Source organism: Lentzea sp. NBRC 102530 (assembly GCF_030269365.1).
In the GTDB taxonomy this organism is placed as follows: Bacteria; Actinomycetota; Actinomycetes; order Mycobacteriales; family Pseudonocardiaceae; genus Lentzea.
Genome location: NZ_BSTF01000014.1, coordinates 158,102 through 172,237, shown reverse-complemented (window position 1 = coordinate 172,237; position 14,136 = coordinate 158,102). Strand labels below are relative to the sequence as shown.

Below are 14,136 nucleotides of genomic sequence, written 5' to 3'. Positions count from 1 at the left end.
GCTGTTCCTGAGTTCTCAGCGTAACTATCGTCAGAGCGTTACGCCGGGTTTCAGTTCACGCAGACCAGCCCGCCGGCCGTGATCGGCGGCGTGCTGGAACTCGGGGCGGTCGACGTGCCGGGGGCGGCCTGCACGTCCACGTCCTCGCTGTCGTCCTGCTGCTGGTAGTCGCCGCCGACGAAGACCTGCACCTGTCCCTTTCGGACGGACGCGTCCTCCTCGACGCCCACGTTCTGGCCGAGCTCCGCCGCGACCTTGCGCGCGGAGCCCTCCTCGCCGGGCGCGTGCTTCACGACGGTGGTGTCGCTGTTCTGCGCCGAGGCCACCGTTCCGCGCAAGAAACCCTTGGCGGTCAACGTGTTCATCACGTCGCCGGCGAGGCCCTGGATGCCCGCCGCGTTGTAGACGGCGACGGTGATCGCCGAGTTCGGCGGTGCGGGCAGGTTCGTGGTCGTCACCGGGGCGGAGCTGCTCGCCGACGGCTTGTCGGCGGCCAGCGAGGTGATGAACTTGCGCACCTCGGCGGGGTTCACCGGCAGCACGTTGCCGTCGCTGTAGGTGTCCGTCGGGTCGCCCACCGGGATCGTCTTGAACTCGAAGTTGCCGCCCACCAGGCCCTGCATCTGCTCGGCGAACGTCGTGATGTCCCAGCCCGAGCTGAGGATCACCGACTTCTGCACCGCCTCGACGAGGCCGTTGAGCTTGGACGGGTCCGTCAGCGTGCCGGTCGACAGCACCTTCTTGGCGAGCGCACCGATGAACACCTGCTGGCGCACGATCCGGTCGAGGTCGCCGCCGGGGAGGTTCTTGCGCTGCCGCACGAACGACAACGCGGACGCGCCCTCGATGGTCTGCCGGCCCGCCTGGAAGTTCGCGCCGGAGTCGCGGTCCTGCGTCGGCTCGTTCAGGCACACCTCGACGCCGCCGATGGCCTGCGTGACCTCGTAGAAGCTGGCGAGGTTGACCTCGGCGTACCGGTCGATGCGCACGGTGCCGCCGGACATGTTCTCGATGGTCTTGATCAACGTCTTGCGGCCGGCCGCCATCGATTCGTCACGGATCCGCTTCTCGTCGGTGACGCCCTGCGACCGGAGCTTCTCGTCGACGGTGTTGCGCTGGCGGGCGAACGCCGAGTTGAGCTTGTGCTTGCCGAAGCCGTCCGCCATCTCGACGTAGGAGTCGCGGGGGAACGAGATCGCGACCGCGCGCGTGCCGTCGACCGGGATGTGGACGAGGATCATCGTGTCGGTGTTCTGCTCGCCGTCGGGGATGCCGCCGTTGAGCATGGCCAGCACTTCCTTCGACAGCGGGTTGCCCTGCGCGTCGGTCCGGCTGTCCATGCCGACCAGCAGGATGTCCACCGCGCCGTCGAGCGGCTTGGGGCCCTGGACCGTCACGTCCTCGCCGATGACGTCGGTCTTGACGATGCCGTCGTTCGCGTTGCGGAGCTTGGTCCAGCCGTACGACGTGACGAGAAGCACAGCGACCGAGACGACCGCGACGAACGTCTTCCCCACCACGAGGAATGCGCGGAAAGCCGACGACGGCCGGGTGCTCACCACCCTGACCGGCAGAGTCCTGCCTTCCACCGTCGTTCCCTCCCCCACCACACCGAGTTTAGACGTTTATAAGTCACACGACGTGACGTTGCTGTGGGTTGCAGCGATTACCTAGGTGACAGACTGCTGTCGGGGTACACCACAGGAGGAAATGGCATGCGCGTACTGGTGACAGGTGGGGCCGGGTTCATCGGCTCGCACTACGTGCGGGAGTTGGTGAGCGGGTCCTACCCGGCGTTCGCCGGTGCCGAAGTCGTGGTGCTCGACAAGCTCACCTACGCCGGCAGTGAGACCAACCTCGCGCCGGTCGCGGGCAAGTTCGAGTTCGTCCAGGGCGACATCTGCGACGCCGCGCTGGTCGCGGAGCAGATGAGCGGCGTCGACGTGGTCGTGCACTTCGCGGCCGAGTCGCACGTGGACAGGTCCATCACCGGATCCGCGGAGTTCGTCCTCACGAACGTCCTCGGCACCCAGACGCTGCTCCAGGGCGCGCTGAACGCGGGCGTGGGCAGGTTCGTGCACGTGTCCACGGACGAGGTCTACGGCTCGATCGAGACCGGTTCCTGGACCGAAACGCACGTCCTCGAACCGAACTCGCCGTACTCGGCCTCCAAGGCCTCTTCCGATCTGCTCGCGCGCGCGTTCCACCGCACGCACGGTCTGCACGTGAGCATCACACGGTGTTCGAACAATTACGGGCCGTACCAGTTCCCCGAAAAGGTGATTCCGCTCTTCGTCACCAATTTGATCGACGGCAAGAAGGTGCCGCTCTACGGCGACGGCCTGAACGTGCGCGACTGGCTGCACGTCGCGGACCACTGCCGGGGCATCCAGCTCGTCGCCGAGGGCGGCCGGCCGGGTGAGATCTACAACATCGGTGGCGGCACCGAGCTCACCAACCGCGAGCTGACCGAGAAGCTGCTGGCCGCGACGGGCCGCGACTGGTCGGCCGTCGAGCCCGTCCAGGACCGCTTGGGCCACGACCGCCGCTACTCGGTCGACATCTCCAAGATCGCCTCCGAACTCGGCTACGCGCCGCAGGTCGACTTCGCCGTCGGCCTCTCGGACACCGTCGAGTGGTACCGCGAGAACCGCGCGTGGTGGGAGCCGCTCAAGGAGCGCGCGGCGCTGGTGAAGGGCTGATCTTCCGTGATCCTCGTTCCCGGTGGTCGTGGCCAGCTCGGTCACGACCTCGCCGCCCTGTCCTGCGACGTCCGCGCGCTGTCGTCGGCCGAGCTCGACGTGACGACGGTGACGGCCGACGACCTGGCGGGGGCGTCCGCGGTGATCAACTGCGCCGCCTACACCGCCGTCGACGCGGCCGAGACCGACGAGGACCGCGCGTTCGCGGTCAACGCCGTCGGCCCCGGCCTGCTCGCCGAGGCCTGCGCCTCGCTCGGCATCCCGATGGTCCAGGTCTCCACGGACTACGTGTTCGCGGGTGACGGCGACCGCCCGTACGAGCCGTCCGACCCGGTGGGCCCGAAGTCCGCTTACGGCCGCACGAAGCTCGAAGGCGAGCACCGCGTGCTGGAGGCGGGCGGCTACGTCGTGCGCACGTCGTGGGTCTACGGCGTCAACGGCTCGAACTTCGTGAAGACCATGGCGGCACTGGAGTCCTCGCGGCCTTCGCTGTCCGTTGTGGACGATCAAACCGGCGCGCCCACGTGGTCGCACGACCTCGCGGCCGGGCTGCTCGAGCTCGTCTCGGTGCTCCCGGCACAACGGTTGCTGCACGCGACCGGCGGCGGCGAGACGACGTGGTTCGCCTTCGCCCGGGCCATCTTCGAGGAACTGGGCGCCGACCCGGCGCGCGTCCGGCCGTGCACCACCGCCGACTTCCCGCGACCGGCCCCGCGACCCGCCTACTCGGTGCTGTCGGGTGCGGCGTGGGCAGCAGCGGGACTACGCCCTTTGCCGCACTGGCGAAGCGCCCTTTCGGCGGCGTTCAAGGCGGGCGTGGTAGCTCCCCGTGCTGGTGCTGCGCCATTGGAGTGACCGGTCTGGCACGGTAGTTCCAAGTGCGGGACCCTTTTCGGCATGTTCGATTCCGGGCGCACGCATCCGCGCCCCGCGACAGAAGAATCCGATCGGCGGCGCTTCCTGACCTGCGTCGCCGTTGTCACGGGCTCGCGGCAGGTTTCGATGAGCCAGCTCGACAAGCGCTCGCCGAGGCCGCACTCTCGGTGAAGTCGTTGGGGCGTCAGGTCTTCCTGACGCCCCTCACCGTGTCAGGCCCGGCTCAGCCGGTACGCCTCGACCGTCTTCTCCGCGCACCGCCGCCAGGTGAACCCGGACGCGTGCGCCCGCCGTTCGCTCTGCGCTTCCGGGGTGGCCGGTGCCGCCACGGCCTGGGCCAGTCCCTCGGCCAGCGCCTCGACGTCCCCGACCGGCACGTGCAGTGCGTGCCCGCCCGCCACCTCGCGCAACGCGGGCACGTCCGAACAGACCACCGGAACGTTGCACGCCAGCGCTTCCAGCACGGGCAGCCCGAAGCCCTCGTCGCGCGACGGCAGCACCAGCGCCGTGGCGCCGGCCACGACCGACCGCAGGTGCACGTCCGACAGGTACCCGGTCCGCAGCACGCGACCGTCCACACCGGACCGGCCGGGTCCGACGATCACCAGCGGCGGCAGCGACGGGTCCGAGGCGTGCGCCTTGACCAGGTACTCCAGCCCCTTGCGCGGCCCGTCCGCGCCGACGAACAGCAGGTACTCCGACGGCAGCCCGAGACGTCCGCGCAACGTGGCCGACGGCGGGCGGGAGGCGAACCAGGCGGGGTCGACGCCCAGCGGCGTCACGACGATCTTCTCCAGCGGCACCGAGAACCGGTCCGCGACAACGGAAGCGACGGCCGCGGTCGGCGTGCAGATCACGTCCGCGCGGTTCGCCGAGAGCCGGACCAGTTCCGGCAACCGGCGGTCGGACGGCGGCAGGTCGCCGGGCGCGTCCAGGAACGCCAGGTCGTGGATCGTGACGACCCGACCGGCCCGCACGGTCGGCGGCAACACGAAGTTGGTGCCGTGCATCACATCGGAGAACCCGGCCAGCATCTCGACCGGCGGGAACGGGGCGCGCAGCCACATCTGGCGCAACGCCCGCGCCGCCACCGGCAGGCCGCGCGCCGTGACGTCGTGCGGCAACACCGTCCGCAACGCGCGCCAGCCGCGCAGGGTGAACGCCACCGCCCGTACGTCGGCCTCCTCCGGCATGGAAGCCAGTTCTTCGGCCAGAGCCGCCGTGTAGCGGCCGATTCCGGTGCGATGTCCGAGCAGGGGTGTGCCGTCGAGCAGCACGGAGAGGGGTTTCTTGGGGGATCTAGCCATGCTTGCCACCACGCGCGATCTTGCGCAGACGCCCCGTCGCCCGCTTGGCCAACTCGGTCGGGCCACCCGCGTCCAGGTACTCGCGCACCAGTTGCAGGTCCCGCTTCACCTTGTCCGACCTGCTCAGCCCTGGTGTGCGCACCAGGGGGGCCGAGCCGGGCAGACGGTCCGCGGCGGGCCTGGGGTTGCGGCAGAACTCGGCCAGTGGCGCGAGTGCCGTCTCCCAGGTGAACCGCTCGCGTACGACGGCGATGCGCTCGCGGCACGCGGCCGCGAACTCCTCGTCGTAGAGCACCTTCTCCAGTGCGTCGGCCAGCGCCTCCGGGTCCTCCGGTGGCACGACGACGCCCAATCCTTCCCGCAGCACCAGGTCCGCGAACGAGTCGCCGGACGTGGTGACGATCGGCAGCCCCGCCCACAGGTAGTCGAGCACCCGCGTGCGGAACGCGAACGTGGTCTCCACGTGTTCGTAGTGCGTGGTGACACCGCAGTTCGCGTCGAGCAGCCAGTTCTGCCGCTCGTTGTAGGGCACCCACCCGTCGTTGAAGAACACGGTCTCGCCGGTCAGCCCCAACTGCGCGGACAACGCCCGCGTCTGGCCGGCGATGTCCATGTCCGGGACCTCGGGGTTCGGGTGCTTCATGCCGAGGAAGTACAGCTTCGCCGACGGCTGCCGCCTGCGCAGGTGGTCCATCGCCTCGATCAGCGACAGCGGATCGAACCAGCTGTAGACGCCACCCGCCCAGATCACGACCTTGTCCGCGTCCGACACGCCCGGCACGACGTCCTTGATCGCGGGGCCGGTGCGCTGCGGCGGCTTGCCCGAGAGTCCGAAGGGGACGATCCCGAGCAACGACTGGGTCGTGGGGTCGTTGTCGTACAACGTCGGCGTCAGGCGGCCCAGGGCGGCCAGGTGGCCGAGCCAGAAGTGCCGCTGCCGTTCCGACGCGCACAGGAAGAAGTCGCCGCGTTCGAGCTGCGTGTTCAGGACCCTGGTGACGGTCTCCAGGTCCAGGGCCCGCTTGTCGTCCGTGTCGTCCTTGCCCTGCTCCAGCAGTTCCAGGTGCATCGGGTCGTACATGTCGCAGACGACGATCTTGGTGGAGGACGCCTTCTTCAGCTCGGCGACCATCTCCAGCGCGTGGCCCTGCAGCACGACCACGTCCGCCCACGCGACGTGCGGCGGCAGCTCCTTCGGCCGGGCGCGCTCGACGCCGAACGGGGCGTCGGGAGGCGCGCACAGCGGGTTCGTCGTGACCAGGCGGACCTGGTGCTCGCCGGACAGCACGTCGGCCATGTGCCAGGCGCGGATCGCGGGACCGGCCATCCGGTCGGAGATCGCGTCACCGGTGATCACGAGGATCTTGCGCGGCTTGCCGAACACGTCGTCGAGGCCGAGCACGTCGACGAGGACGTCGTGCGCGGCGAGGTAGCGCGGCAGGGGATAGGCGGGCTCCAAGGCCTTGCGCATCAACGGGACCAGGTCGGTGTCCGACATCCGGCGCGCGGCCTGCTCGATCTTGCGCGACTTCTGCAGCGACGGCATCGCCTCGACGAACTGGTCGATCGCGAGGAACCCGGCGAGCGCCTGGCGCGGCACCCCGACGGGCGCCTGGTCGTCCGCCGGGTCGGCCGGACGGCGGGTGATCTCCAGCTGCGTGGGATCGATCTCACCGCGGGCCGTCGCGCGGCGCACGCACAGCGCCAGCGCGGCCGGCAGCACCTTCGCCAGCGTCTCGTCGGAGAAGTTCTTGTACAGCGACATGAGCGCGTTGCGCTCCAGCAGGTACAGCTCGCGGCTGTGGTCGATCGAGCTCATCGACGCGTGGTGCCGGTGGTACGTGAGCGACGCCGGTTCGTAGCGGACCCGCCAGCCGCGCAGGTTGAGCCGCCAGCCGAGGTCGACATCCTCGTAGAACATGAAGAACCGCTCGTCGAACCCGCCGAGCTGCTTGTAGAGCTCGGTGCGGACGAACAACGCGGAGCCCGTGCCGAACAGCACGTCCTTCGGGCCGTCGTGGCTGCCGTCGTCGTCCTGCCCGGCGTGCCGCTTGTAGCCCATGCCGAACCAGGTCAGCCCGCCGTCGACGAAGTCGATCTTCTCGCCGTCCCAGTCGAGGACCTTGCTCGCGACCGCGCCCACCGCCGGTTCGGCGTGGAAGACCCTGATCGCGGCCTTGATCCAGTTCCGGTCCGCGCGCGCGTCGTTGTTGAGGAACGCGAGCACGCCGCCCGTCGCGTGGTCGACGCCGAGGTTGCAGCCGCCCGCGAACCCGAGGTTCTGCTCCGACGTGACGACCTTGACGCCCGGCAGTTCGGCCTTGAGCCGTGCCGTGTCGTGCGCCTCGTTGTCGACGACGATGACTTCGAGCAGCTCGGCGGGGTGGTCGACCTCCGCCAGCCCTCGCACGCAGGTGATCGTGTCCTCCGCGCCGCGGTAGTTGACGACGACGACGGACACGACGGGCAGTGAGGCTCGATCCACGTGCTAAGCCTGCCTCATCACTCTGCGCGCCCGCAGTGTGGTTGCACAGATCAGGAGCAAAGCGACAGCCGCGGGCACCCCGAAGACCCACTCGGCCGACCAGTCGTTGCGGTCGGCGAGCAGCGGCCGCATCACCGGGTGCCGCAGGACGGTGGCCGGACCGGGCTCCACCCGCTTGTCCCGCTCACCCCGCACGGCGATCCGCAGCTCGGCGCCGTCCGGGCAGGTGAGGTGGTGGACGTACTCCGGGTTGTCGAGCCCCGGCACGTCCTCGACGCTGGTGATCACGCACGTCCGGGGCGTGCCGAGGGCGTCCATCAACGCCCGGTGACCGTCGCCGAGCAGCACCGCCGTGCCGGGGATCACGACCATGAACGCGGGCAGCACGAGCCACGCCGTCCCGAGCTTGCCGAGGCCCCACGCGAACGCGAGCGACATCAGCAGGCACGGCACGAGCACCAGCAGGTCGTACCGCTCCGGCACGACCGCGCCCAGCACCACCGCGACGGCCACGGCGGCGAGCCCGATCACGATGAGTGGCACAGGCCGCCTCACGGCTGCTTCCTGAGCAGCCGGGCGACCGGAACGAGGAGGATCATCGCTCCGGGGACGCTCGAGACCAGGAGGAGGTTCCACCGGGTGTACGAACCCCACAGCGGCCGCAGCGGTTCGCCGATCGCCACCGGGGCCTCCGCGCCCTTGAGGCGGTCGTTCCAGTCGAGGTCCAGCTCGACCTCGCCGCCGGGGCAGGCCAGCACGTAGTCGACCCGGGGGTACTTGGCGGACGGGTGCTCCTCCTTCGAGCTGACCGCGCACATCTCCGCGTGCCCGATGCGTTGCATCAGCACGCTGTGCACGCCGAAGGTCAGCACGAACGGTGCCAGCAGGCCGAGCACGAACGCGGGCAGGGCGATCCACTTGCGCTGGGACAGGCCGCTGACGCCGAGGGCGTAGGCGAGGCCGCCGAGCAGGCAGACGAACACGAACCCCTGGCCGAGGGTGATGGACAGGGCGACACCGGCCGCGAGGGCGGTCAGGCCGCCGGTGATCAGGAGCCAGGCGGGGCGCTCGGACTCGGGCGCGGTGGGGATCGCGCGGTGGTCCGGCGGGGTGGTGGACCCGCGATGCCGGGCTGCCGCGGCCTGGCGGGGTCTCCTGACCTCGCGGCGCTTGCGTCTGCCCGGCATCAGCGTCCCGCCCAGTCCCGCCACACCCGCTGCCTCGGCACCCTCGTGGTGATCCGCAGCCGCTGCACCACCGTCACCGGCAGCCTGAGCAGCACCTCGCCCAGCACCCGCGCCCGCAGTCCGAGGCGGAAGTTCGCGGCGTCCGGCACGTCCTTGCGCAGCGGCAGCACCACCGTGATCGCGGCGAACCGCGCGAGCTGGGTGAGCGCGACCTTCGCCGGGGCGCAGCGCAGCAGCATCAGCAGGCGGTTGCGTTCGTTCCAGCGGTGGAAGAGCACCGAACCCGGCCGCGTGCTGGCGCCGTGCCGGTGCCGCACCCGCGCCGGCCCGACCGAGATCACCCGGTGCCCGGCCAGCCGCAGCCGCCAGGCCGTGTCGGTGTCCTCGTAGTAGCAGAAGAAGTTCGCCGGGACGCCGCCGACGGCTTTGAGCACGTCGGTCCTGAGCAGGGCCGCGCCGCCGCAGAACCCGAACACCTCGCGGCCCGCCAGCACGACGTCCCTGCCGTACCCGTCGGCGGTCAGCGCGACGCCGACCGACTGCGTCGAGCCGTCGGTCAGCAGGATCGACGACGTGGCGGCGGCCGCCTGCGGTTCTGCTTCGAGAGCGCTCTCCAGCTCGGCGAGCCACGACGGGTCCGGTGCCGCGTCGTCGTTGAGCCACGCGACGTACGGGGTCTCGACCTGGCCGAGGACGGCGGCGAGCCCGCCCGCGTAGCCGGCGTTGCGGGGGAGCCGGACGACCTCGTGCCCGCTGATCAGCTCGGCGGTGCCGTCGTCGGACGCGTTGTCCACGATGATCGTCCTGTGTGGACTCTTCTGGGCTTTCAGGGCGTCCAGGCACGCCGTGATGTGGTCACGGCCGCGCCACGTCACGACCACCACGGTGCTGACTGCCGACACGGCGTGAGACGGTACGCGACGTGCCCGAGCTAGTAGTGCTGACCGAGCAACTCAACGCCCCGGTCCCCGGCGGCACCGGCCGCTACACCGCCGAGCTGCTCGCCGCGTTGCGGGAGAACACCCCGGACGGCTGGTCCGTGACGACCGCCGCCACCGCGAACGCCGACCGCGTGCTCAAGGTGCCGCGCCGGGTGCTGGTGGCGTTGTGGGAACGCGGCCTACCGCCGAAGCTCGGCCCGCACGTGCACGCCCCGACCCCGCTCGCGCCGCTGCCGGGTGCCGTCGTCACCGTGCACGACGTGGTGCCGTGGACGCACCCGGAGACGCTGACGCCGCGCGGGGTCGCCTGGCACCGCAAGGTGATCGCGCGGGCCGCCGCGGAGGCGCGGGCGCTGGTCGTGCCGACGCAGGCGGTCGCGTCTCAGCTGGCGGAGTGCGTGACCGTTTCCGTCCCGGTTTTCGTGGTGCCCAACGGGGTGACGCGGTTGGTCGGGCCGCCTGCGGATGATTTTCCTGATCGTTACGTGCTGGCTGTCGGAACCGTGGAGCCCCGCAAGGGTTTCGAGCTCCTCGTGCGGGCCTGCGAACGGCTGCGCGTGCCGTTGGTGGTGGTCGGCCCGCAGGGGTGGGGCGGTGTCGACCTGCGCGCGCCGCACGTGACGTTGCTGGGCAGGGTGTCCGACGCCAGGCTGGCATCGGTGCTGGCCGGGGCCACCTGCCTGGCCGCACCGAGCCTCGCCGAGGGCTTCGGCCTGCCGGTGCTCGAGGCGATGGCGGCGGGCGTCCCGGTCGTGCACTCCGACGACCCGGCGCTGGTCGAGGTCGCCGGGGGCGCGGGCACGGTCGTGCGCAGGGGAGATCTCGCGTCGTTGACGGAAGGACTCCGTGCGGTGTTGGCTGATCCACGCCACACGGTCGAGGCCGGGATCACCCGCGCGAGTGAGTTCACCTGGGAAAAGACCGCACAGAGTGTTTGGAGAGCACACGCTTGACGACCGGATTAGTGCATTCCTGTCAGACGCATTCGCAAATGACATTACGCTAGCTGACCGTGCCCTCCGTCGAACCCAGCGTGCTGATCGACGCCACCGCGATCCCCGCAGACCGTGGTGGCGTAGGCCGCTACGTGGACTCGCTCGTCGCGGCGCTGGACGCGGACGGGGCCAGGCTCTCGGTCGTGTGCCAGCCACGCGACGAAGACCTGTTCACGAAGATCGCCCCGAACGCCCGCGTCATCCGCGCGGCCGACGCCGTGGCCACCAGGACGGCCCGTCTGGCCTGGGAACAGACCACGCTGCCGCGCCTCGTGCGGAGCCTGGGCGTGGACGTGGTGCACTCCCCGCACTACACCCTGCCGCTGGCCGCGAAGGCCGCCTCCGTCGTCACCCTGCACGACGCCACGTTCTTCACCGACCCGGTGCTGCACTCGTCGGTGAAGGCCCGCTTCTTCCGCGCCTGGACCCGGGCCTCGCTGCGCCGGGCCGACCTCTGCGTCGTCCCCTCGCAGGCGACCGCCGACGAACTGGCCCGCGTCGCCGGCGCCGACCGCCACGCGTTGCACATCGCCCAGCACGGCGTGGACACCGAACGCTTCCACCCGCCGTCGCCCGACGAGGTCCTGGCCGTCCGCCGCTCCTTGTCCTTGGGCGACACGCCTTACGTCGCGTTCCTCGGGGCGTTGGAGCCGCGCAAGAACGTGCCGGCCCTGATCCGCGGCTTCGCCCAGGCGATGGTGGGGCGCGCCGAGCCTCCCGCCCTGGTGCTGGCCGGCCAGCCCGGGTGGGACAGCCAGGTCGAGCGCGCACTGGACTCCGTGCCGCACCGGATCCGCGTGATCCGCGCCGGGTACCTGCCGTTCGAGCAGCTGGCCGGGTTCCTGGGCGGCGCCGAGCTGGTGGCCTACCCGTCCCTGGGCGAAGGCTTCGGCCTGCCGGTGCTGGAAGCGATGGCGTGCGGGGCCTGCGTGCTGACCACGCGGCGGCTGTCGTTGCCCGAGGTGGGTGGCGAGGCCGTGGCCTACTGCGGTGTGGGCGCAGGCGACATCGCGGCGGCCATCGCCGACCTGCTCGACGACCCTGCCCGCCGTGCCTCGCTGGCCGCCTCCGGTCAGCGCCGGGCCAAGGACTTCTCGTGGGCCGTCAGCGCCGACCGGCACCGCGAGGCGTACGAGCGTGCCGTGATGGTGCGTCGCGGCCGGCGCTAGGGTGGCGCGCGTGAACTACGGCGATGGACTTGGTGTCGTGACGGTCACGTACTCGCCGGGCGAGACGCTGGCCCCCTTCGTGGACACCCTCGAGAAGGCCACCACCCGCCCGGTGCAGGTGGTCCTCGCCGACAACGGGTCCACCGACGGGGTGCCCGAGGCCGTTGCGGCGTCTCGGCCTTCCGTGACGTTCCTGCCCACCGGGGGGAACCTCGGCTACGGCGGAGGGGCCAACCGGGGCGTCGCCGCGCTGGGCGAGGACGTCGGGTGGGTGCTGATCGCCAACCCCGACATCGAGTTCGCACCCGGTTCGGTGGACGCGCTGATCGAGGCCGCGTCGCGGTGGCCACGGGGCGGGATGTTCGGGCCGCTGATCCGCGAACCCTCCGGCGAGGTCTACCCGTCCGCGCGGCTGCTGCCGTCGATCGGGCGCGGTGTCGGCCACGCGCTGTTCGGTTCGGTGTGGAAGTCGAACCCCTGGACCCGTGCGTACCGGCAGGAGGAGGAACCCGTCGAGCGGACCGCCGGATGGCTGTCGGGCTCGTGCTTCCTGATGCGGCGCGAGGCCTTCGACTCCGTGCGGGGCTTCGACGAGCGCTACTTCATGTACTTCGAGGACGTCGACCTCGGTGAGCGCGTCGGTGCCGCCGGGTGGCTGAACGTCTACGTGCCCGACGCCGAGGTAACGCACATCGGCGGGCATTCGACCGCCCGGTCTTCGGATCGGATGCTGCGGGAGCACCACAAGAGCGCCTACCGGTACCTGGCCGACCGGCACACCGGGGCGCTGTGGGCGCCGTTCCGGCTCGTGCTGAAGGCCGGGCTGGCGCTGCGGGTGAAGATTCTCACCCGCAGCTGACTCGAAGGCCCGCTGACCGCGGGCCTTCTCACATGTCGCCGCTGAGCCGCTGCGACAGCGTGTTCCGCTTCTGCTGGTGGTGCGACACCGTCGGGATCAGCCCCGGCTGCACGACCTGAGTGATCTCCGCGTCATCTGACGGCGCTCCCCCCGGTCCCTGCGGGCCCGGTTGCCTCGGCGGCGCGGCCTGCTGGGGCATCGGCTGGGTCGGCATCGGCGGCGAGCCCGGGCGCTGCTGCATGCCCATCTGGGCCGGGGCCAGGATCATGGTCGAGTCCGGGTCCCGGCGCGGGTCCACCGCGTTGACCAGCGTCCTTGGGATCTGTTGCGTGTCCGAAGCGTCCATCGGGGACGTCATGTTGTCCGGCGTCACGATGTTCCGCCCACGTGCGCGGGCGCGGGCGAGCAAGGCGTCGGCCCGGTCGCGGGGGTCCATGTCGGATTTAGCTCCTTGCCGGGACCAGATCCCATATGACGATCTGCTTCGTGTCAGAGTATTCCGTCGAACGGCTCGCTGTAACGCGGAGGAGGAAAAAGGTGCACGGCGTCGAAGCTGTGGTGCTGGTCGGGGGCAAGGGCACCCGCCTTCGCCCGCTGACCCTGTCTGCTCCCAAGCCCATGCTCCCGACCGCGGGGGTGCCATTTTTGACGCACTTGCTCTCGCGGATCAAAGAGGCCGGCATCACCCACGTGGTGCTGGGTACCAGTTACAAGGCCGAGGTGTTCGAGGAGTACTTCGGGGACGGATCCCGGCTCGGGCTCGAGCTCGAGTACGTGGTGGAAGAGGTACCGCTGGACACGGCGGGCGCGATACGCAACGTGGCGGACAAGCTGCGTGAGCCCGACGTGATGGTCTTCAACGGCGACATCCTGTCGGGGGTCGACCTGACGGGAATCGTGGACACGCACCGCAAACACGAGGCGGACGTGACGCTGCACCTGGTGAAGGTGGCGGACCCGCGGGCCTTCGGGTGCGTGCCGACGGACGACGAAGGGCGCGTCCAGGCCTTCCTGGAGAAGACGGAGAACCCGCCGACGGACCAGATCAACGCCGGCTGCTACGTGTTCCGGCGTGAGGTGATCGACGCGATTCCCGCCGGGCGGCCGGTGTCGGTGGAACGCGAGACGTTCCCCGGGCTGCTCGCCGCGGGCAAGAGGTTGCAGGGGCACGTGGACGCCACGTACTGGCTGGACCTCGGCAAGCCGGAGGCGTTCGTGCAGGGGTCCGCGGACCTCGTACGCGGTGTCGCGCCGTCGGCGGCAGTTGCACAGCCCGGTGACTACCTGGTGCTGGAAGGTTCGTCCGTCCACGAAGGAGCAACGCTCAAGGGCGGGGCCACGGTCGGTGCGAACTGCACGGTCGCGGAAGGCGCTGTACTCGATGGCGCGATTCTGTTCGACGGTGCCGTTGTGGGCGAGAACGCCGTGGTCGAGCGTTCGATCGTGGGTGCAGGTGCGCTCGTGCAGGCCGGTGCGGTGCTGCGGGACTCCGTGGTCGGCGACTCCGCGGTGATCGGCGCGCGGTGCGAGTTGATCGGCGGGGCGCGGGTCTGGCCGGGCGTGGTGTTGCCCGAGGCAGGCGTGCGCTTCTCGACGGATGCCTAGTGGCGTGACC

The 14,136-nt window shown here is 70.5% G+C and carries 13 protein-coding genes; 6 read left to right on the top strand and 7 right to left on the bottom strand.

What is annotated here, in order from left to right; all coding sequences use genetic code 11:
• Positions 1–50: 50 nt before the first annotated feature.
• Positions 51–1,607, bottom strand: a complete 1,557-nt coding sequence (locus QSK25_RS32685; RefSeq protein ID WP_285644014.1) for an LCP family protein — start codon at positions 1,605–1,607, stop codon at positions 51–53.
• A 108-nt stretch (positions 1,608–1,715) separates the two neighbouring features.
• Between QSK25_RS32685 and rfbB the strand changes: the two genes are divergently transcribed.
• Positions 1,716–2,702 (top strand): dTDP-glucose 4,6-dehydratase, encoded by a 987-nt coding sequence (gene rfbB / locus QSK25_RS32680; RefSeq protein ID WP_285644013.1) that lies wholly within the window; start codon positions 1,716–1,718, stop codon positions 2,700–2,702.
• A 6-nt stretch (positions 2,703–2,708) separates the two neighbouring features.
• Complete coding sequence (gene rfbD / locus QSK25_RS32675; protein WP_285644012.1) at positions 2,709–3,557, top strand: dTDP-4-dehydrorhamnose reductase; 849 nt, start codon at positions 2,709–2,711, stop codon at positions 3,555–3,557.
• A gap of 233 nt (positions 3,558–3,790) precedes the next feature.
• Here rfbD and QSK25_RS32670 read toward each other — a convergent pair whose 3' ends face one another.
• Genes QSK25_RS32670 through QSK25_RS32650 form a run of 5 tightly spaced genes read right to left on the bottom strand, consistent with a single transcriptional unit; the run spans position 3,791 to position 9,459 of the window.
• Positions 3,791–4,885 carry a glycosyltransferase family 4 protein gene (locus tag QSK25_RS32670; RefSeq protein ID WP_285644011.1) on the bottom strand — a complete coding sequence of 365 codons (1,095 nt, stop codon included), beginning with the start codon at positions 4,883–4,885 and terminating at the stop codon, positions 3,791–3,793.
• A complete protein-coding gene (locus QSK25_RS32665) occupies positions 4,878–7,370 on the bottom strand; it encodes a glycosyltransferase (protein ID WP_285644010.1) in 2,493 nt (830 codons plus the stop codon). Before QSK25_RS32665 ends, QSK25_RS32670 begins: the two co-directional genes overlap by 8 nt.
• Before the next feature lie 3 nt (positions 7,371–7,373).
• Positions 7,374–7,913 (bottom strand): hypothetical protein, encoded by a 540-nt coding sequence (locus QSK25_RS32660; protein ID WP_285644009.1) that lies wholly within the window; start codon positions 7,911–7,913, stop codon positions 7,374–7,376.
• Positions 7,914–7,921: 8 nt separating this feature from the next.
• Positions 7,922–8,581 (bottom strand): hypothetical protein, encoded by a 660-nt coding sequence (locus tag QSK25_RS32655; protein ID WP_285644008.1) that lies wholly within the window; start codon positions 8,579–8,581, stop codon positions 7,922–7,924.
• On the bottom strand, positions 8,557–9,459 hold the full coding sequence (locus tag QSK25_RS32650) for a glycosyltransferase family 2 protein (protein ID WP_285644007.1): 903 nt from the start codon (positions 9,457–9,459) through the stop codon (positions 8,557–8,559). Before QSK25_RS32650 ends, QSK25_RS32655 begins: the two co-directional genes overlap by 25 nt.
• A gap of 20 nt (positions 9,460–9,479) precedes the next feature.
• On the opposite strand from QSK25_RS32650, the gene QSK25_RS32645 reads away from it, so the two are divergent.
• The 3 genes from QSK25_RS32645 (at position 9,480) to QSK25_RS32635 (ending at position 12,521) form a co-directional block, all read left to right on the top strand.
• Entirely contained in the window at positions 9,480–10,451 is a 972-nt protein-coding gene (locus QSK25_RS32645) for a glycosyltransferase family 4 protein (protein WP_285644005.1), read from the top strand.
• A gap of 80 nt (positions 10,452–10,531) precedes the next feature.
• Positions 10,532–11,662, top strand: a complete 1,131-nt coding sequence (locus QSK25_RS32640) for a glycosyltransferase family 4 protein (RefSeq protein WP_285644161.1) — start codon at positions 10,532–10,534, stop codon at positions 11,660–11,662.
• A 10-nt stretch (positions 11,663–11,672) separates the two neighbouring features.
• Positions 11,673–12,521, top strand: a complete 849-nt coding sequence (locus QSK25_RS32635) for a glycosyltransferase family 2 protein (protein WP_285644003.1) — start codon at positions 11,673–11,675, stop codon at positions 12,519–12,521.
• A gap of 28 nt (positions 12,522–12,549) precedes the next feature.
• Here the strand turns inward: QSK25_RS32635 and QSK25_RS32630 are convergent, their stop codons facing one another.
• Entirely contained in the window at positions 12,550–12,957 is a 408-nt protein-coding gene (locus QSK25_RS32630) for a hypothetical protein (protein WP_285644002.1), read from the bottom strand.
• A 101-nt stretch (positions 12,958–13,058) separates the two neighbouring features.
• Between QSK25_RS32630 and manB the strand changes: the two genes are divergently transcribed.
• Positions 13,059–14,126, top strand: a complete 1,068-nt coding sequence (gene manB, locus QSK25_RS32625) for a mannose-1-phosphate guanylyltransferase (RefSeq protein WP_285644000.1) — start codon at positions 13,059–13,061, stop codon at positions 14,124–14,126.
• Positions 14,127–14,136 lie beyond the last annotated feature (10 nt).